We start from the raw sequence: 18,512 nt of genomic DNA, 5'->3' as shown, positions 1-18,512 counted from the left end.
CGGGGAGCCTTGAATGTCTCGGTCACTGGGATTGCCGGGCGGGTGGATGAACAGGGCCATTCATCCCGGTGATCGGGACCTGCGCCGCTGCCGGCAGGGGTGCTGATTATGGTTTTGACAGACCTACGTAACTCGTCCATCGAGGAGCCATAAAATGACCACGGACCTTCGCCATGAAACGGGTAAAGCGGATCTCCCCAGCGCGGACATTTCCCTGCAGGAGCTGCAGACCGAACAAGGGGTGCTGCGCTATCACGAGGCAGGCGACGGACCGCCGCTGGTTTTCCTGCACGGCTCCGGACCAGGGGTTACCGGCCTGGGGAATTTCGGCGGCATTCTGAAGTCCTTCGCCGAGCACTTCCACTGCTACGTGCTGGAATTCCCGGGCTTCGGTGTCAGCGATCCCAGCGACCAGCATCCAATGCCGGCTGGCATCCAGGCCGTCACGGACCTGCTCGACGGCCTGGGCCTGGACCAGGTGGACATCATCGGCAATTCGATGGGCGGGATGGTTGGTACACGGTACGCGATCGCCCATCCGGAACGGGTCCGCCGGCTGGTGACGCTGGGCGGCATGGGCGTGAACCTTTTCAGCTCCTCCCCGTCCGAGGGCATCAACCTGCTGGTCGCTTTTACCGAGGACCCCACCCGGGAACGGCTCATCCAGTGGCTGCAGTCCATGGTGTATGACCAGTCCCTGGTGACCGAAGAACTGATCAACCAGCGCTGGGAACAAGCCACCGACCCGCAGACCCTGAGCAGTGCGCGGAAAATGTATACCCGGGCGGCCATGAAGGCGGCCGCAGCAGGTGCCGCGGCTTCCGACGCCGCGCCCGCCTGGGCCCAGCTCCACCGGCTCAAGGCCAAAACCCTGATCACCTGGGGCCGTGATGACCGGGTCTCCCCGCTGGACGGAGTGCTGGTGCCCATGCGGACCATCCCGGACGTGGAACTGCACGTTTTCCCCAATTGCGGCCACTGGGCCATGATCGAACAGAAAGACGCCTTTGAAAGCACGGTTCTTGCTTTCCTGCGGCGGAAAGAGGCAAAACAGTGAGCAGTTCAGCAACAGTCACTCCGCTGCGGGTGCGCGTCGTCGAGGTGATCCGGGAGACGGCGGACGCGCACACCCTGGTTCTGGAACCCGAAGGCGAAGACCACACACCTTTCAGCTATAAGCCGGGACAGTTCCTGACCATCCGGATCCCGAGCGAACGCGGCGGCGGTGCAGCCAGATGCTATTCGCTGTGCAGCACGCCGGTGCACGACGAGAAGCTCAAAGTTACCGTCAAGCGCACCAGGGAGGGCTACGGCTCAAACTGGCTCTGCGACAATGCCGTGGAGGGCAACCTCCTGGAGGTGCTCCGGCCCGCCGGAACTTTCACCCCGCGCTCGCTGACCGACGATTTCCTTCTCTTTGCCGGCGGCAGCGGAATTACTCCGGTGATGTCCATCCTCAAATCAGTGCTGGCCGCCGGAACCGGCCTGGTAACCCTGATCTACGCCAACCAGGATGAAGCATCGGTGATCTTCCGCGAGGAGCTCATTGCCCTTGGCAAGGCACATCCGGGCCGGCTCACAGTCATCCATTGGCTGGGGACCGTGCAGGGCTTGCCCGATGAAGCGGCTCTTGGCGCACTGTCCGCGCCCTATCTGAACCGCGAAGTCTTCATCTGCGGCCCGGGGCCGTTCATGGACTGCGTCGGGAGGGCACTTGAAGGCCTGGGCATGCCGTCCGGGCAGATCCATATTGAACGCTTTGCCTCGCTTGGTACCGATCCCTTTGCGCCGGTGGAAACGGCGGTCAGCGACGGCTCCGGAACAGACACAGTTGTGGATGTTCAACTCGACGGCGTCAGCCGCACCGTGCCCTGGTCCGGCGGAAACCGGCTGCTGGATGTTCTGCTCAATGCCGGACTGGATGCACCGTACTCCTGCCGGGAGGGTGCCTGCAGCGCCTGCACCTGCCGGGTTCTCCAGGGTGAAGTCCGCATGGAGAACAACGAGGTGCTGGACGCAGCGGACCTTCGGGACGGGTACGTGCTGGCGTGCCAGGCTGTGCCCGTCGCCGGGCCCGTTAAGATCACGTACGACGAATAAGGTTCGCCGACCACAGAGCATAAAGAAGGAGAGCCGTTTCCGGCTCTCCTTCTTTATGCTCTGTGCGGGAGATTAGTTCTCCGTGACCTCCCGGTTGATGACGTCAATGGTGCCCTCAAGCGAGGCAGAACGAATGCTCTCCGCCAGCGTCTGACAGCCGGGAAACTGCACCGTGGAGCTCTCCCCTTGGCAGGTGAGGGCACGCTCCCTGCAGGCCTTCTGCGCCGCCTCATTCCACTGGATACTGGTCTGCTGCCAGTTCGACTTGCGGACCAGGACCGAAGCGGTGCATCCGCGGCAGCCCAGCGGCTGCATGGGGTTGTCGATGAGCCGGACATCGGTGGGGGACATCATCAGATCAGCTGCTCCTCTGCGGCCTTGCGCACTGCCACGTTCTCAGCCACCTGCCTGCGCCAGCTTTCCACCGGCTTGGTGGTGTCCAGTTCATGTTCAAAGCGGTCCGTCATCTCCGGCAGGACGTCGGCGGCGTCCACGAAGAACTGCTCGTACCAGCGGCGGATCTGGTACACGGCTCCGTCTTCCTCGCACAGGAGCGGATTGTCGACGCGGGCCTTGTTCTGCCAGATCTGCACATCCTGGTTGAAGCCGTTCAGGATCCATTTGGCCTGGTTGCTGGCGATCTGGTCCGGGTCGCCGGGCAGTTCCGGTTTCTTCTCCACGATGATGCCGGACATGAGCACGAACGAGTCCTCATCAATGGGGTAATGCGCGTTGATGAGGACGGTCTTCATGGTGAAGGTCTCATAGGTATAGCTGAGGTCGTCAATCATGAAGGAGGGTCCGTAATAGGACGCCACCGAACTCGTCTTCTGCATCTTCGGAGCATTGGGATCGGGGTTCGCGGGAGTGACGTCCTCGCGCGCAATTCCATCGAAATACTGGGTCGCTACATGACCTTCGAAGACATTCTTGAAATAGGTGGGGAAGTTGTTGTGGATGTAGAAGAAGTGGGCCATATCCACGATGTTGTCCATAATTTCGCGGGTGCTGGTATTGACCACCAATTCGGTCCAGACCCAGTTGGTCCAGCCCTCGTCCTCTGCACCCTCAATCCGGGGGATGACAACGCCTTCGGGCGGCGGGTTGCCTTCGGGATCATTCCAAACAAACAGGAGACCGTCCTGCTCGAGGGTCTGCCAGGTGCTGGTCCGGGCACGCATCGGAACTCTGCGCGCATAGGGAACAGCCTTGCAGCGTCCGTCGCCTCCCCAGCGCCAGTCATGGAACGGGCAGGCAATTTCGTTTCCCTTGACGGTTCCCAGCGACAGGTCTCCGCCCAAGTGGCGGCAGTACGCATCCAGGACATTGACCAGGCCGTCAGACCCGGAAAAAATCACCAGCTTCTGGCCGAAGGCCTTCACCGTGTGCGGCTTGCCGTCCTTGTACTTGTCCACCAAGCCGAGGCAGTGCCAGCCGCGCGCGAAACGTGAGCGGGTCTGGCCCGCTTCAATGTGCCTAATTTGATCCTGATCTGACTCAACAATGCTCATGCGGAATCCGTCCCTTCAGATGCGCCTATTTGGAGCCGAACTTCTTGACGCGAATCTACGCACACATCGGCGGGGAACGGGGCCAGTCCCGATGTATGGGACAGGAGCAGACTGGCGATTTCCCTCCTGCAAGTCTTGGCCGAGGGCCCGGGGCGGACGTCCAGGGGTGGGGGCCCGGCAACGAAAAGGAAAACGATGACAACCGGGCAGATAAACGTGCAGGATTGGGACAGCGAATACGACGTCATTGTGGTGGGTTCCGGCGCCGGAGCCATGGCCGGTGCTTTCAGCGCTGCTTCCCATGGATTCAAAACGCTGCTGGTGGAAAAGATGCCTCTCCTCGGAGGCACCTCGTCCTACTCCGGAGCCTCCTGCTGGCTGCCTGCGACACAGGTGCAGGAGCGGGCCGGCGTGGCCGATTCCTTTGACGCTGCCCGGGCCTACCTGCAGTCCCTGCTCGGAGAGGCTGAAGCTGACCGGCGTGAAGCCTTTCTGACCAGTGCCCCCGAACTGGTCAAGGCCCTTGAGCACGACCCGGCCATTGAATTCCGCTGGACTGCCTTCCCCGACTACTTCGCGGGCCCGGGAAGGATGGCTGCCGGCCGGTCCATGATGCCGGTGGATCTTCCGCGCAGCGAGATCGGCAGCCTGGCCGATCTGGTGCGGCCGAACATTGAGAGCGACCAAAAAGGCGAATCACATCCTGACGGTCCGTTGACTGCCGGCCAGGCACTAATCGGCCGCCTGCTGCTGGGATTCATGAATACCGGCAACGGCTCCGTACGCACCGAAACCGAGATGACCGATCTCCTCGTCGAGGACGGAAGAGTCGTAGGAATCAGTGTGGAAACCGCTGCAGGGCCGCGCACTCTGAAGGCTGCAGCGGGAGTGCTGCTGGGCGCCGGCGGATTTGAATCGAACACCCGGATGCGCACCGAGAACGGAACACCCGGTTCCGCGGAGTGGACCATGGCTCCGCGCGGTGCGAATACCGGCACCGCTATCCGAAGCGCGCAGGCTGCAGGGGCCGCAGTGGAACTGATGGATGAGGGCTGGTGGTGCCCCGGAGTTTTGCAGCCCTCCGGCGGAAGCGCCTTCACCCTGGGTTTCCGGGGTGGGTTGATGGTGAGCGGGGACGGACGGCGGTTCGCCAACGAATCCCTGCCCTATGACCGGATGGGCCGCCAAATGGCCTTTGCCGCGGAAGACCGGATTCCCTCCTGGTTCGTGTTCGATTCCCGGTCCGGCGGCGCGCTGCCGGCCATCATGCGCCCGGACAATACCTCGCCGCAGGAGCACCTCGCCGCCGGAACCTGGGTCCAGGCTCAAACCCTCGACGAACTGGCCGAGCGCACCGGGTTGCCCGCCGCAACCCTGAGCCACACCGTGGAACGGTTCAATGGTTTCGCCGAATCCGGAATGGACGAGGACTTCCACCGCGGTGAGGACCCCTATGACCTCTTTTTCACGGATCCTTCGCACGGGCCCAATCCGGCGCTGGTGGCGCTGGACCAACCGCCGTACTTTGCTGCGCGGATGGTGCTCAGCGACCTGGGCACCAAGGGAGGCTTGCGTACCGACCCCGACGCACGTGTTCTCCGTGCCAACGGGGAACCCATCCCCGGGCTCTACGCTGTGGGCAACTCGAGCGCATCCTTCTCCGGCCGTTTTTATCCCGGTCCGGGCGTCCCGCTGGGCACCGCGATGGTCTTCGCTTACCGGGCAGTCCAGTCCATGACTGCCCGGTAGCGGGCCGGGCAGGCTCTGCGAACCTGTCGGAACCACAGCGCCGCGGCTAACATTTTTCTTATCGTCCAGGCGGCTGCCGGTGCCATCCTCAGTTTTTCAGCCCTGGCTGGGCCTGCCTCTCCAATCAGGCTGAAGGTCCGGGACCGGAATAAGGTCCCGTCCTTGCCCTGTAAGGAGAACGCCCGTGTGGTCTCATAATCTCGGAATTACGCCCCTGGAAGCCCTCTGGGTCGTCCTGTCTGCCATTGGTATTTACGGCGCCTTTTTCATACTGATCCGGACGGCGGGCCAGCGGGCGCTGGCGAGCTGGTCCACTATGGACAAGGCCATTGTCATAGCCTTTGGCTCGGTGCTGGGGCGCGTCGTCTTGGGTTACACGCCCACCTTGGCGGCCGGCGTCATCGGGTTGGCCACCATGTTTGCGCTCTTCCGTTTGGAAGCGGTCCTGCGCCGGAGCAAGCGGGGCGCCTATTTTTCCAGCAAGCCGATTCTGCTGATGACGGGGGACCAGGTTCTGCAGCCCGGACTGCGTGCAGCCAGGATCGTGGAGGATGAGCTGTACTTCAAGCTCCGGCAGGCCGGCATTCGAAACTTCTCGGAAGTGGCGCTTGTGATCCTGGAACCCACCGGCGACATTTCGGTCCTGCGGCGCGGGGAGCTCATCGACCCGCTGCTGCTGCGCAGGATCCCGAACAGGGACAGCATTCCGGCCCATCTGGTGTTGCCCGGATGAGCGCATCCGTGCCCCCGGAGGGGCCGATTTCCCCTTCTGCCATATCTCGTGTAGAGTCTTACTCAGTTGTTGGTTGTTGCGCATTTTGTATTTCAAGTGGCGAAACCCAAACGGGCTAGCCGCTTTTCTGTAAAAGCGGTAAGGAACACCGCGACTGAAGCTACCCGAAAGTCGGGATCTGCTTCAATCCAGAAGGAATATTAAAATGGCTACAGGTACAGTAAAATGGTTTAACTCCGAAAAGGGCTTCGGCTTCATCGAACCCGATGACGGAAGCGCCGATGTGTTCGCTCACTACTCCGCTATCAACTCCAATGGTTACAAGTCCCTGGACGAGAACCAGAAGGTTAGCTTTGATACCGAGCAGGGCCCCAAGGGTCCCCAGGCTACGAACATCCAGGCGCTCTAATTTAGAGACTTCGGTTCAGTACTTGTACTGAATTGCCTTACAAAAGCAGGACGGGTTTCCCGTCCTGCTTTTGTGTTTAAGCAGCTTCCCTGAGCTGGCACGGCCGTCAGGAAAGGCGGCGCCGCAGAGGATTCCGCGGCGCCGCCTTTTGCGTGCGGATTAGTCGCGGGCGCGGAGGGCGCTCTCGCGGATGTATTGCTCCACCCGCGTGTAGGCATCCCGTGTGAGCGCCTTCCACAGTTCCACGGCAAGACGCGGATTTTCCTCTTCAAGGGATTCCATGGCTTCGGCGGTGAGAACCTTAAGCCGGACCGGCCCGCTTGCCTTCACCGTTGTCTCCTGGCGTTTGTCCGTGGCCAGTGCCATTTCACCGAAGGTCATGCCCGGCCCGAGCGTGGTGAGCTTGATCCGGGTTCCGTCCTGAGCCGGCATGGACGTGTCGATGGCACCCGAGACAATGAAGAACACCCCGCCAAAACGCTGGCCCACGCGGCGGACCACATCGCCGTCCTCATACACGCGTTCCTCCATCAGGTCCTGGACAGTCCGGGCATCCTGAGGATCCAGCTGGTTCAGAGCGGGGGAATCAATGGGTTCCATAGTGTCCGGGAGGACCAGCTCGCTGCCATAGGCGTCGATCAGCTGTGTCTCGCAGTATTCCACGGCTGCATTGCGGGTAACGAAGGACGGTACCTCCCGGCCGCGCTCGGCCAGATCGCTGGTAACCGTTCCCTCGCCGTCCACCAGGACCAGCCCGCGGCTGTTCTGTGCCAGCATGTCTGCGGATTCGGCGAACAGGCGCAGGGCCACTTCGGACACCTCGTCCACGCTCCTCAAATCCAGGACCACCATTTCGACGTCGTCGTCCAGGTTGGAGAGCGCGCGCACCACCGATTCGGCGCCGGCGAAGAGGAGGTCCCCGTTCAGCTCCAGGACCTGGGCGCGGTGGCCGTGGCTGCGCAGCACTTCAACTGCCTCATCGGTGCGGCGGACCCCGGAGGGGGCTGCGGTGATGTCATAGACGTTGCGGATGGCGGAACGGCCGGTGCGGGCGGCGCGGACAAAGTGCAGCTGCATGTCGTGGGAGATCCGCTGGCTGGTGGCCACGCCGCGGACACTGGATCCGTGGGCATCCAGCGGCGGGGAATAGACGGCCAGGCCAACCTGGCCGGGCAGGACGGCGATGGTGCCGCCGCCGACGCCGGATTTGGCCGGCATGCCGACGCTGGAAAGCCAGGCGCCGGCGTCGTCGTACATCCCGCAGGTGGCCATGACGGACAGCACCCGTTCCACCGATTCGATGTCCAGCACCTGGTCGCCGGAAAGGGGGTTGCAGCCGCTGTTGGCGAGCGTGGCGGCCATCAGGGCCAGGTCGCGGGTGTTGACCATGACCGAGCACTGCCGGAAATAGTCCTTAATGACCGGGGCGGGATCGGACTCGATGATGTCGAAAGACCGCAGCAGGTAGGCCAGCGCGTGGTTGCGGTGGCCGGACTTGAGCTCCGAGCGGTAGATCCGCTCGCTCACCGAGAGCTGGCGGCCGGCAAAAGCGGAGTACGTGTTGAGGATCCGGTTGAAACGGGTGACGCCGCCCGCGCTGCGGACCAGTGAAGTAGCGGTAAGGGCACCGGCGTTGATCATGGCATTGGCCGGGCGGCCGGTGCCCTCGGCGAGGGAAATCTCGTTGAAGGAATCTCCGGACGGTTCCACGTCCACCTTGGCATCAACCGCCTCCATGCCCCTGTCAGCCAGGGCCAGCCCGTAGGTGAACGGCTTGGAGATGGACTGGATGCTGAATTCCCTGCGGGTGTCGCCCACTTCATAGACGTAGCCGTCAGCCGTGGCCAGGGCAATGCCGAAGTTGTTCGGGTCCACGTTCGCCATGGCGGGAATGTTGCTGTAAGGCTTACCGTCCTTCAGCTCAGCAATTTCAGCGTGGATCCGCCGGAGGTAAGTTTCGATGGGGGAAGAGGCGGAAGCGGATTCAGAGGACAGGGCCGGTTCGGCCGGTACAGGGGCTGTGGAACGCATGTATCCAGCCTAACGAGTAGGCGGAGAGAAGGGGTGACGCTGCCGGGGGTGCTGTGTATACTGGACGCAGTTGCAGTGTTGCGCATGTTGAAGTCCAAGCGGCGAAACCCACATCAAGGGCAAGCCGCTTTTTCTGTAACATGCCGTCTACGGCACAGCAACGTGAAACTCCCCGAAGGTCGGGGGTGGTTTCTTTAGAAGGATGATTAAAAATGGCAACAGGTACCGTGAAATGGTTTAACTCCGAAAAGGGCTTCGGCTTCATCGAGCCCGATGACGGAAGCGCCGACGTTTTCGCTCACTACTCCGCTATCAACTCGAGTGGCTACCGCTCGCTCGAAGAGAACCAGAAGGTTAGCTTCGACACCGAGCAGGGCCCCAAGGGTCCTCAGGCCGTCAACATCCAGGCCCTCTAAATATAGACTTTGGATTCCCTAGGGAATCGGCTTGAATAAGTAGCAGGACGGGAAGAAATTCCCGTCCTGCTACTGCGTTAAGGCCTCTTTCGGCGGTATCCGTGAACTGGAGCAGGCCGGCCGCTTGACCGAGGCCGCCGGCGGGCCATTCTGTTTGGCGACTCTCCTGAAGGGTCATGAGCACCGGGTCCGCGCAGGGCTTGGAACAGCGGCTGTTGGCCTTCAAGGTGCGGGTCCGGTAATTGCCCCCATCTTCAGGGAATGGATCCCCAAGTAGGACAACAGGACTGCTGAGGCTTACAACTTGGTCAGCTGTCCGCCTTCCGGCGCCGGAGCCGGCTGCACCGCGGTGGCAGGCTGCGCCGGTGCGTCCGGCAGTACGATCGCCCGGCGCCGCTTCTTGGTCCTTACCGACCGTCCGTACACCAGGTACATGGTTGCGCCCATGATGATCATCAGCAGCACCGTGTAGACGAAGGTCAGGGCCATGGCGTCGCTGATGTTCTCACCCTGAGTGCTGTTCTTGATCACGATGCCCAGGGGTTCATACAGCGGGTGGTACAGGAACACCGCGGTGTCATAGTCATCCAGCAGGCTGTTGAAGTTCAGGGCAGTAATGGCCGCGGCCGTTGGCAGCACAATCGGCAGCAGGACCCGCCGGAACGTGTAGAGCGACTTCGCCCCGAGGATCGCCGCGGCGTCCTCCAGGGAATCACTGATCGAGTAGAACGCCGCCTTGAGCATGCGGAGCGTGAACGGGATCTTGATGATGATGTACGCGGCCAGCAGCACCCAAACGGTTCCGGTAAGGACCTGGCCGCCGATGAACGCCGAGGGGCGGTCGAAAGTCATGATCAGGCCGAGCGCAATCAGGGTGGAGGGCAGGATCCAGGGAATGTGGAGCAGATATTCGGCTGCAACGGTGACCGGGTTCCGGAATTTCTGGACCATGCGTGCCACGAACAGCAGCCCCAGCACGACGACGACGGCCGCCACCGCGCTGTAGATGACGCTGACGGCAAAAGGGCGGAACGCGGACTCATCGGTGAACACCGTGATGTAGTTGTCCAGAGTGAAGCGGTCCAAGGCCAGGGTGGCCGAAGAAATGCTGGCGGTGTCCGTGAAGGAAAAGACCACAATCAGCAGGATCGGAAGGGAATACACCAGGAACAGAGCGTAGGCGGCAATGTGCACCAGAACGTTGGCCACCGGGTTTTCGATCTTCTGCTTTTTCATTCCGGCAGAGACCTTGGCGACCGAGAAATACGTGCCGCCGCGTTCCACCCGGCTCATGATGGCCAGCATCACCACCGTTGCCAGTCCCAGGATCAGCGCCAGGAGTGCTGCAATGTCACGCGAGGTTGAGGTCCCGGAGAAGGTCAGAATCATGGGGCTGATGGTTTGGAAGTTTTCCCCGCCCAGCACCTGCGGAGCCGTCAGCGCGCTGAGGCCGCCCAGGAACACCAAAATGGTGATGGCAAAGAGCATGGGCCGCAGCATGGGCAGCACAATCCGCCACAGGATCCGCAGCGTTGAGGCTCCCATATTCCGCGCAGCTTCGATGGTTTGGTAATCCACCTTGTTCAGGGCAGAGGACAGGAAAAGCATGTGGTTGGATGTGGTGGAAAACGTCATGACGAAGACCACCGCAAAGAAACCGCTGAACCACCCCGGGTCCATCTCCGGAAACCAGCCCAGCAGCAGGTTGGTGACAAACCCGTTCTGGCCGTAGATGAACTTGTACCCGGCAACCAGGACAATGCCGCCGTAAATGAGCGTGGTGGCGTAGCCCAGCCACAGGAGCCGGGCGCCCCTAATGTCGAAGTACTGGGTGACCAGAACAATGAAGATGCCAACGGCGTTGACAGTCACTGACAGCACCACGGCCAGAATGAAACTGTTGGCCAGGCTCTTCATGGCCCGGTCCGAACTCAGCAGCTTCTCCACGGCCCGCCCGGAGAACTCACCCTTGGGGAAAAAGGTTTCGGCCAGCAGGCTGATGTTGGGCAGGATCAGGAACGTGCCGATGAACCACACCAGCACCACTGAGGTCACCACCACCAGCGGGGACCGCCACATGCTCTTGACTGAAGTTTTCACGGCGTAATTCCTAATATTGCAGGACGTTGGCGGGATCGATGAACAGGTCCACCCCGGTGCCCACGTCCATGCGGGTAAGGCCGTTCTCCGTGACCAGAGCCTTGATCCGGTTCTGGCCGGCGTCCACGGTGTACCGGCTGTGCATCCCGTGGTAGCTGCGGGCGGACACCACACCGTTGACCTTCACTGCACCGGGGCCGGCCGTGAGCGGATCCAGGGAAACCTTTTCGACGCGCAGGTAGGAATTCTTGGCCGGGTCCAGGGCAGCAGGGGAGTGCTCGTTGAGGCGGCGGACCAGTTCCTCGTCCAGGACGTTGATGTCTCCGATGAAATTACAGACAAACTCCGTCGCAGAGCGCTCGTAAATCTCCTGGGGAGGCCCCACATGTTCCACTACACCCTTGTTGAACACGGCGATGCGATCTGACATGGTCAGTGCCTCGTCCTGATCATGCGTGACATACACGGTGGTGATACCGAACTGGCTCTGCAGGTCCTTGAGCTGTCCGCGGAGCTGGACCCGCAGCTTGGCATCCAGGTTGGACAGCGGCTCATCCAGCAACAGAATCTTGGGCTTCAGGACCAGGGCACGGGCAATGGCAACCCGCTGCTGCTGCCCGCCGGAGAGCTCCGAAACGTTCTTGTGCAGCTGCTCTTCGCTGAGCTCCATCTGCTCCGCAATATCCGCCACCAGCCGTGCCGTATCGGTTTTTGACTCCTTGCGGACCTTCAGCCCGAAGGCGATGTTCTCCCACACGTTCATGCTTGGAAAGAGCGCGTAATTCTGGAAGACCATGCCAATGCTGCGCTTGTCACTGGAGAGGTGGGTAACTCGTTTGCCGTCAACAAAGACATCGCCGCCGCTGGGGCTGATGAAGCCCGCCAGCGTGCGCAGCGCCGTCGTCTTCCCGCACCCCGATGGTCCCAGGAGGGTGAAGAACTCACCCTCCCGGATGTCCAGGTCCAGATGCGGAATGGCCACGAAGTCGTCGAACGTCACCTCAATGTTTTCGTACCGGATCATTGGTCTTTGTCCTGTCAGGGCATGTATTCGAGCTCGATTTTTTCCACCCACTGGGAGATGTTGTCCCGGATGAACAACCAGTCCAGCTCCTGCGGGGGAATGGCCTCATACGACTTGAGGACCTCGGGATCCGTCTTTTCCAGCGCTTTCTGGTTGGCGGGAAGGCTGGCGAATTCGGCAGCAAAGTCGCCTTGGACTTCACCGCTTCCAAACCAGTTAATGAAGCGCTCCACCTCTTCCTTCTTGTCCGTGCCCTTGATGATGCCCACCTGCTCCACGGCGTAGGGGACGCCGCCCTCTGGTGCCATGACCCCGGCCGTCACGCCGTACTGCTCTTCACGGGCCGGGATGCCGCTGATGGTCATCTGCCCCATGTCCACGGAGCCGGCAGCCATGCGGGCGAAGAGGTCTTCGCCTTCCACGGCCTTGGAGCCGTTTTCGAAGTAACCGCGGACCTGCTCCCAGCCTTCATCCGAAATGCCCAGATCACCCGAATCGTCCCGGTATCGGGTCAGGATGCTGGCCATCACGATCTGCTGCGTGGCACCGGCCAGGGTGCTGACGGATTCGTACCGCCCCTTGAACCGGTCATCGGTCCACAGGTCGGTCCAATCGGCCGGTGCCTCGGCTTCCGGAACGGCGGCAGTGTTGTACGCCAGCACAATGCCCTGCTGCACGATCGGCCAGAACGTCTCACCGTCACCCAGGCTTTCGTCGACGTCGGCGGACCACTCAGGGGTATAGGGCTCCAGCAGGTCTTCGGCCTTGATCTGCTCGAAGTACATGTTGTTCAATCCGAAGACCACATCCGCCACCGGATTGCCTCCCTCAGCGATGATGCGGTTGGTCAGGTCCCCGCCGCCCAGGCCCACGATTTCAAGGTCGAATCCGGCCTGCTCGGCCTGCGCCTCAAGCCATTCGCCCTTCCCGTCCGAGTTCGAGTTGGTGTAGACAACCAGGGTTGCGCCTTCAGAGCTCCCTTCGTTGCTGGATTCCGTTGAACCCCCGCAGGCGGTCAGCAGCAGTGTTGCTGCCAGCCCGGCTCCGATCAATTTATTGCGCACGTCATCGTGTCCTTTCAGATCCCCCGGCCCGGCGCCGCGATGGCCTGAACCTATCCTCATTGGCCCCTTCAGGCAACACCTGTCCCAGTTGGCCGGATGGCCCAATTTCCGCTCTGTTCCTGAGCGCGTCCATACTATGTAGGACAACAATTGGCGCGGACTTCTGTCCGCAGCCGCGCGGGCACCGCCCGCCCCACCGATGGAGACCCCCAGATGCGTCGAATTCCCGTCCGCTCGTCGGCTGCCCTGCTGCTGGCAGCGTTGACCCTCAGTGCCTGCTCCGCAGGTTCAGGCGGCGGGCAGTCCAGCGGCCAGGGCGGCGCCGGCGCGCAGCCGGACAACGCCGTCGTCGTCGCACTGACCGGGGAACCCGCGAACCTGGACTTCACCACCACTGCCGGTGCTGCGATTCCGCAGGCGCTGATGTCCAATGTGTACGAGGGCCTGGTGGAGATCGACCAGGACGGACAGATCCAGCCGCTGCTCGCCAAGTCCTGGGACATCAGTGAAGACCGCACTGCCTACACCTTCACGCTCCAGCCGGGGGTGACGTTCTCCAACGGGGAGGCATTCACCGCCGAGGACGTAAAGTTCAGCCTCGAACGGGTGAAGTCCGATGCCTGGCTCTCCAGCCTGAAAACCAAGATGGACGTGGTGGACAGCGTCACCGTCCTGAGCGACACCGAGGTCCGGGTGCAGCTCTCCCGGCCCTCCAATGCCTGGCTCTTTGATCTGGGCACGCCCGTGGGCGCCATGTTCGATGAAAGCGGCGTTGCCGACCTGGCCTCCACGGCCATCGGCACCGGGCCCTTCACCGTGGAAGCCTGGAACCGCGGCGAATCCATCGAACTGGCCGCGCGCTCCGATTACTGGGGTGAAGCACCCCAGGTGGAAACCGCAACGCTGCGCTACTTCGCGGATGCCGTGGCCACCACCAACGCCCTGCGCTCCGGGGATGTTGACGTGGTTTACAACATGCAGGCACCGGAGCTGCTGCCCACCTTCACCGGCGATGACTCCTTCCAGGTCCTCGAAGGAACCTCCAACGGCGAGGTCATGCTGTCCATGAACAATGCCCGGCCGCCGTTCGACGACGTGCGGGTCCGGCAGGCAGTGCTTCACGCGATTGACCGCCAGGCCGTCCTGGACACGGCGTGGAGCGGCTACGGCACACTCGTCGGTGCGCCCGTGCCGCCCACCGACCCGTATTACGAGGATCTTAACGGCGCTTACGCCTATGATCCGGAGAAGTCCCGCGCGCTGCTGGCCGAGGCCGGTGCTGAAAATCTGAACATCACCTTCACCGTACCCACGCGCCCCTACGCCACGGCCGTGTCCGAAATCGTGGTGTCCCAGCTGGCCGAAGTGGGCATCAACGCCACCATCGAGTCGGCAGAATTCCCCGCTGTGTGGCTGGACAAGGTCTTCACCAGTCACGACTACGACATGTCGGTGGTCCTGGCCGTGGAAAGCCGCGACCTGCTGACCATGTTCAACAACCCCAACTACTACCTGGGATATGACAACACGAAGATCAAGGACGAAGCCACGGCTGCCGATGCGGCAGACGAAGCCGGGTACGTATCCGGCATGCAGAAGGTGGTCCGCACCATCAACGACGACGCCGCCGCTGACGTCCTGTTCCTGTTCCCCAACATTGTGGTGGCCAAGTCCGGTGTCACCGGCCTGCCGGCCAACTCGGTCACGGAAGCGCTGGACCTGGGCTCAGTAGGCTGGCAGTAACAGACCGTGGGAATCCGCCTGCTTATTAACGCTGCCCGCTTTGCCGTCACCTTCCTGGTGGCCACTGTGGCGGTGTTCCTCTTCATGCGGGCCATCCCCGGGGACCCGGCCCAGATAGCCCTCGGAGTCAACGCGACCCCCGAGCTGCTGGAGCAGACCCGCCGGGAATTCGGCACGGACCGCCCGCTGCCGGTGCAGTACTTCGACTGGGTGTCGGGACTGCTCCGCGGGAACTTTGGGGTTTCCTACGTCACCCGGCAGGACATCAGCCCCCTGCTGCTGGACCGGCTGCAGGTCTCACTGATCCTGGTGGGACTGGCCATGGCCGTTGCACTGGCTATCGCCGTGCCGTTCGGAACCGTTGCCGCGCTGCGCCACCGCAAGCCCAGCGGCGTCCTGCTCAGCGGGCTGAGCCAGCTCGGCGTGGCCGTGCCGGGCTTCCTTGCGGCCATCATGCTCGTGGTGGTTTTTGCCGTCGGACTGGGCTGGTTCCCGGCCAACGGCTGGACCCCGCCGGGTGTGGACTTTGCCGACTTCCTGCACCGGGTCACCCTGCCGGTGCTTGCCCTGGCCTCGGTGCAGGGCGCCGTCCTGACCCGTTACGTCCGGTCCGCCGTGCTGGAAGTGATGAGCGAGGACTACCTGCGCACGGCCCGGGCCAAAGGCCTGGGCAAGCTGGAGGCACTGGTCAAGCACGGGCTGCGCAATGCCGCGGTTCCGGTGCTCACCGTCGCCAGCGTCCAGCTGGCCGCCCTGATCATCGGCGCCGTCGTCATTGAACGGGTCTTTGTCATTCCCGGACTCGGGTCCATGCTCCTGGATGCAGTGGGCAACCGGGACCTGCTCACCGTGCAGTCCGTGGTGATGGTGCTGGTGGCCCTCACCCTGATCATCAACCTCGTGGTTGATGTCCTTTACACGATTGTTGATCCCCGCCTGAGGAAACGCGCATGAGCCCCGAACGCAGGCTTTCTCCGACGCTGCTGGCTGGAGCCGTGCTGGTCGCGGTGGTCGTGCTGGCGGCGCTGGTCTCCTTTTTCTGGACCCCCTACGATCCGCTGCAGGCCTTCCCGGCCGACCGGCTCCAGGGCTCCAGCAGCGCACACCTGATGGGCACCGACCGCTACGGGCGAGACGTTTTCTCCGGCATCCTCTACGGCGCCCGGATTACCCTGTCCGTCGGACTGGTGGCCGTGGGTATCGCCGCGCTTATCGGCACCCCGCTCGGTGTCCTGGCCGGCATGCGCCGCGGAGCGGTGGAGGAAGTAACCATGCGCGGCGCGGACATCCTGCTGGCGTTCCCCGCGCTGTTGCTGGCGATCATGTTCGGAGCGGTCTTCGGCGGGGGAACGACGACGGCGATGGTCGCCATCGGGATCGGCTCCATCCCCGGCTTTGCCCGTGTGGCCCGCTCCGGCACCCTGCAGGTCATGAGCACCGAATACGTCCTGGCCGCGCGGGCCGCCAGCCAGCCTGGGCTGCGGATTGCCCGCCGCCACGTGCTGCCGAACATTGCCGGAATGGTGGTGGTGCAGTGCTCGGTGACCTTCGGACTGGCCGTCCTTGCCGAGGCCGCCCTGTCCTTCCTGGGCCTGGGCACACCGCCGCCGGTACCGTCCTGGGGCCGGATGCTGCAGGAATCCCAGCAGTTCCTGGGCACCTATCCGTCGCTGGCGATCTGGCCCGGTGCGGCGATTGCCGTGGCGGTGCTGGGATTCAACCTGCTGGGCGACGGCCTGCGGGACCGGTTTGATCCCCGACTGAACGGAACACGCTGATGTCCGCGCCGTACTCCGTGCCCGGTTCTGCCAACGGCCGTGCATCTTCCTTGCCTTCCTTCCTGCCTGCGCCGGTGTCCGCCGCCCACGCCCAGCTGCTGACGGTCACCGGGCTGCAGGTCACAGCCGGGAACCGGGTTTTGGTGCAGGACTTCGCGCTGTCCCTGGCCCGGGGTGAACGGGTCGGCCTGATCGGGGAATCGGGATCCGGAAAGTCCGTCACCGCTGCCGCACTGACGGGATTGTTGCCGGAAGGCCTGCACGTCACCGGATCCGTCCGCCTCGACGGCGTCCCTCATGACCTGGTGGGCGCCACCGACCGCCAGATGAGCCGCATCCGGGGCAGGCGGACGGGCATGGTGTTCCAGGAACCCCTGAGTGCCCTGAACCCGCTGATGCGGGTGGGCCGGCAGGTGGCTGAGGCGCTGACCCGGCACGGAGCCGCCCGCGGGCGGGCAGCCGAAGTCCGCAGTGTTGAACTGCTGGCATCGGTGCAGCTTCCGGATCCGGCTGAAGCCGCCCGCGCGTACCCCCACCAGCTCTCCGGCGGCCAGCGGCAACGCGTCATGCTGGCCATGGCACTGGCCAATGATCCGGACCTGCTGATCTGCGATGAACCCACCACCGCACTGGACGTGAGCGTCCAGCGCCAAATGCTGGATCTGATCTCCGACGGCGTGGCCCGGCGGGGGAGCGGACTGCTCTTTATCACCCATGACCTGGCCGTTGCCGCGAGTATTTGCGACCGGATCCTGGTGATGCGCAAGGGCGTCCTGGTGGAACAGGGCCCCACCGCTGACGTTTTTTCCCGGCCACGGCATGAGTACACGCGCGGTTTGCTGGCCGCCTCGGATCTGGAAGCCACCGATGCCGCCGGCAGGCTGTTCACGGTTTCCTCAGCCGCGGGTTATGTTCCGGGCGGTGCGCGCGCTTCCGGCGCCGTGACCCCCGCCGTCGTTGTGCCCGAACCGCAGCCCGCGGCCGCCCTTTCTGTTCCCGCCCCCGCGCAGTCCCTGGCCGAACCCCTGATCCAGGTGCGCGGACTTCACCGGACCTACCGCCGCGGGCGCAGCTCGCTCTTCCGCGCCCCGGCCGAAGTAGCGGCGCTTCAGGACGTGTCCTTCGACGTGGCCGCAGGGCAGCGGTTCGGAATTGTGGGCGAATCCGGGTCCGGCAAATCCACGCTGCTGCGGATCCTCGCCGGGCTGGATCTGCCGACGTCGGGCTCCGTAAAGGTGGCAGGCAATGAAGTGGCCGGCTCTCGGGAGGGTCAGCTGCTGGAGCTGCGCCGGCAGCTGCAGATAGTTTTTCAGGACCCCATGGGATCGCTCGATCCGCGGATGCGGGTGCGGGACCTGGTGGCCGAACCGCTGCTGCTTCCCGGGGAGCCCGTCGGCGCCCGCCACCATGCTTCCCGGGTTGCTGAAATGCTCCACGCCGTCGGGCTGCCGGAGGACGCCGCGGACCGTTTCCCGCACCAGTTCTCCGGAGGCCAGCGGCAGCGGATTGCCATAGCCCGCGCACTGATCTGTGAGCCGCGCATTCTGGTGGCCGATGAACCGGTGAGCGCCCTGGACGTTTCCGTGCGGGCGCAGGTACTGAACCTGCTGTCTGACCTGGTGGACAAATACCAGCTCACGCTCGTGTTCGTTTCCCATGATCTGGGTGTGGTGAAGCACCTCTGCGACACAGTGGCGGTAATGCACCGGGGCCGCATCGTGGAGTCCGGTGCCACCGAACAGGTCTATGCCGCGCCGCAGCATGACTACACCAAACAGCTCGTGGCGTCATCGCTCTCTCTGCACGCCACCCCGGGTGCAGGAGCGAAGAAGACATAATCAGCAATACGGCGGG

General features: G+C 63.1%; 16 protein-coding genes. 10 read left to right on the top strand and 6 right to left on the bottom strand.

Going from position 1 to position 18,512, the window contains the following annotated elements:
* Positions 1-154: 154 nt before the first annotated feature.
* Positions 155-1,057, top strand: coding sequence for an alpha/beta fold hydrolase (locus AC4D2Q_RS08600; RefSeq protein ID WP_490946047.1), 903 nt, complete (start codon positions 155-157; stop codon positions 1,055-1,057).
* Positions 1,054-2,100, top strand: a complete 1,047-nt coding sequence (locus AC4D2Q_RS08595; protein WP_490946046.1) for a 2Fe-2S iron-sulfur cluster-binding protein — start codon at positions 1,054-1,056, stop codon at positions 2,098-2,100. The genes AC4D2Q_RS08600 and AC4D2Q_RS08595 overlap by 4 nt, the downstream gene beginning before the upstream one ends.
* A 72-nt stretch (positions 2,101-2,172) precedes the next feature.
* Here the strand turns inward: AC4D2Q_RS08595 and AC4D2Q_RS08590 are convergent, their stop codons facing one another.
* Both AC4D2Q_RS08590 and AC4D2Q_RS08585 read right to left on the bottom strand, forming a co-directional pair.
* A complete protein-coding gene (locus AC4D2Q_RS08590; protein ID WP_490946045.1) occupies positions 2,173-2,454 on the bottom strand; it encodes a hypothetical protein in 282 nt (93 codons plus the stop codon).
* Positions 2,454-3,611 carry a 3-ketosteroid-9-alpha-monooxygenase, oxygenase component gene (locus AC4D2Q_RS08585; protein ID WP_490946044.1) on the bottom strand — a complete coding sequence of 386 codons (1,158 nt, stop codon included), beginning with the start codon at positions 3,609-3,611 and terminating at the stop codon, positions 2,454-2,456. The genes AC4D2Q_RS08590 and AC4D2Q_RS08585 overlap by 1 nt, the downstream gene beginning before the upstream one ends.
* Positions 3,612-3,806: 195 nt before the next feature.
* Here AC4D2Q_RS08585 and AC4D2Q_RS08580 point away from each other — a divergent pair, with 195 nt between their 5' ends.
* The 3 genes from AC4D2Q_RS08580 to AC4D2Q_RS08570 all read left to right on the top strand — a co-directional run bounded on the left by AC4D2Q_RS08580 (position 3,807) and on the right by AC4D2Q_RS08570 (position 6,502).
* Positions 3,807-5,360, top strand: coding sequence for an FAD-binding protein (locus AC4D2Q_RS08580; RefSeq protein WP_490946043.1), 1,554 nt, complete (start codon positions 3,807-3,809; stop codon positions 5,358-5,360).
* Positions 5,361-5,544: 184 nt separating this feature from the next.
* Entirely contained in the window at positions 5,545-6,093 is a 549-nt protein-coding gene (locus AC4D2Q_RS08575; RefSeq protein WP_490946042.1) for a DUF421 domain-containing protein, read from the top strand.
* A 205-nt stretch (positions 6,094-6,298) separates the two neighbouring features.
* Entirely contained in the window at positions 6,299-6,502 is a 204-nt protein-coding gene (locus AC4D2Q_RS08570; protein WP_104055090.1) for a cold-shock protein, read from the top strand.
* Positions 6,503-6,661: 159 nt separating this feature from the next.
* On the opposite strand, the gene glsA is transcribed toward AC4D2Q_RS08570, so the two are convergent.
* The gene (gene glsA, locus AC4D2Q_RS08565) at positions 6,662-8,533 is read right to left on the bottom strand and encodes a glutaminase A (RefSeq protein WP_490946041.1); all 1,872 of its coding nucleotides are present in this window, start codon (positions 8,531-8,533) and stop codon (positions 6,662-6,664) included.
* Positions 8,534-8,745: 212 nt separating this feature from the next.
* Between glsA and AC4D2Q_RS08560 the strand changes: the two genes are divergently transcribed.
* The gene (locus AC4D2Q_RS08560; RefSeq protein WP_104055094.1) at positions 8,746-8,949 is read left to right on the top strand and encodes a cold-shock protein; all 204 of its coding nucleotides are present in this window, start codon (positions 8,746-8,748) and stop codon (positions 8,947-8,949) included.
* A 297-nt stretch (positions 8,950-9,246) separates the two neighbouring features.
* Here AC4D2Q_RS08560 and AC4D2Q_RS08555 read toward each other — a convergent pair whose 3' ends face one another.
* The 3 genes from AC4D2Q_RS08555 to AC4D2Q_RS08545 are packed head-to-tail and all read right to left on the bottom strand — an operon-like array spanning position 9,247 to position 13,137.
* Positions 9,247-11,049, bottom strand: coding sequence for an ABC transporter permease (locus tag AC4D2Q_RS08555; protein ID WP_490946040.1), 1,803 nt, complete (start codon positions 11,047-11,049; stop codon positions 9,247-9,249).
* Positions 11,050-11,059: 10 nt separating this feature from the next.
* Positions 11,060-12,073: an ABC transporter ATP-binding protein gene (locus AC4D2Q_RS08550; protein ID WP_490946039.1), complete on the bottom strand. Its 1,014-nt coding sequence runs from the start codon at positions 12,071-12,073 to the stop codon at positions 11,060-11,062.
* A gap of 14 nt (positions 12,074-12,087) precedes the next feature.
* Positions 12,088-13,137: an extracellular solute-binding protein gene (locus AC4D2Q_RS08545; protein WP_490946038.1), complete on the bottom strand. Its 1,050-nt coding sequence runs from the start codon at positions 13,135-13,137 to the stop codon at positions 12,088-12,090.
* Positions 13,138-13,350: 213 nt separating this feature from the next.
* Between AC4D2Q_RS08545 and AC4D2Q_RS08540 the strand changes: the two genes are divergently transcribed.
* Genes AC4D2Q_RS08540 through AC4D2Q_RS08525 form a run of 4 tightly spaced genes read left to right on the top strand, consistent with a single transcriptional unit; the run spans position 13,351 to position 18,496 of the window.
* On the top strand, positions 13,351-14,880 hold the full coding sequence (locus AC4D2Q_RS08540) for an ABC transporter substrate-binding protein (RefSeq protein WP_490946037.1): 1,530 nt from the start codon (positions 13,351-13,353) through the stop codon (positions 14,878-14,880).
* Positions 14,881-14,886: 6 nt separating this feature from the next.
* A complete protein-coding gene (locus AC4D2Q_RS08535; RefSeq protein ID WP_490927000.1) occupies positions 14,887-15,834 on the top strand; it encodes an ABC transporter permease in 948 nt (315 codons plus the stop codon).
* Positions 15,831-16,658 carry an ABC transporter permease gene (locus AC4D2Q_RS08530; protein WP_490946036.1) on the top strand — a complete coding sequence of 276 codons (828 nt, stop codon included), beginning with the start codon at positions 15,831-15,833 and terminating at the stop codon, positions 16,656-16,658. The genes AC4D2Q_RS08535 and AC4D2Q_RS08530 overlap by 4 nt, the downstream gene beginning before the upstream one ends.
* Positions 16,658-18,496, top strand: coding sequence for a dipeptide ABC transporter ATP-binding protein (locus AC4D2Q_RS08525; protein ID WP_490946035.1), 1,839 nt, complete (start codon positions 16,658-16,660; stop codon positions 18,494-18,496). Before AC4D2Q_RS08530 ends, AC4D2Q_RS08525 begins: the two co-directional genes overlap by 1 nt.
* The last annotated feature ends 16 nt before the right edge of the window (positions 18,497-18,512 follow it).

This window comes from Arthrobacter sp. TJ-178, assembly GCF_058269275.1.
This window is presented reverse-complemented; position numbering and strand designations above follow the sequence as displayed.

Excerpts from the sequence above, each read along its gene's own strand:
- AC4D2Q_RS08560 (WP_104055094.1), top strand. The coding sequence starts at position 8,746 with ATGGCAACAGGTACCGTGAAATGGTTTAACTCCGAAAAGGGCTTCGGC.
- AC4D2Q_RS08580 (WP_490946043.1), top strand. The coding sequence starts at position 3,807 with ATGACAACCGGGCAGATAAACGTGCAGGATTGGGACAGCGAATACGAC.
- AC4D2Q_RS08550 (WP_490946039.1), bottom strand. The coding sequence starts at position 12,073 with ATGATCCGGTACGAAAACATTGAGGTGACGTTCGACGACTTCGTGGCC.
- glsA (WP_490946041.1), bottom strand. The coding sequence starts at position 8,533 with ATGCGTTCCACAGCCCCTGTACCGGCCGAACCGGCCCTGTCCTCTGAA.
- AC4D2Q_RS08525 (WP_490946035.1), top strand. The coding sequence starts at position 16,658 with ATGTCCGCGCCGTACTCCGTGCCCGGTTCTGCCAACGGCCGTGCATCT.
- AC4D2Q_RS08585 (WP_490946044.1), bottom strand. The coding sequence starts at position 3,611 with ATGAGCATTGTTGAGTCAGATCAGGATCAAATTAGGCACATTGAAGCG.
- AC4D2Q_RS08570 (WP_104055090.1), top strand. The coding sequence starts at position 6,299 with ATGGCTACAGGTACAGTAAAATGGTTTAACTCCGAAAAGGGCTTCGGC.
- AC4D2Q_RS08530 (WP_490946036.1), top strand. The coding sequence starts at position 15,831 with ATGAGCCCCGAACGCAGGCTTTCTCCGACGCTGCTGGCTGGAGCCGTG.
- AC4D2Q_RS08590 (WP_490946045.1), bottom strand. The coding sequence starts at position 2,454 with ATGATGTCCCCCACCGATGTCCGGCTCATCGACAACCCCATGCAGCCG.
- AC4D2Q_RS08540 (WP_490946037.1), top strand. The coding sequence starts at position 13,351 with ATGCGTCGAATTCCCGTCCGCTCGTCGGCTGCCCTGCTGCTGGCAGCG.
- AC4D2Q_RS08600 (WP_490946047.1), top strand. The coding sequence starts at position 155 with ATGACCACGGACCTTCGCCATGAAACGGGTAAAGCGGATCTCCCCAGC.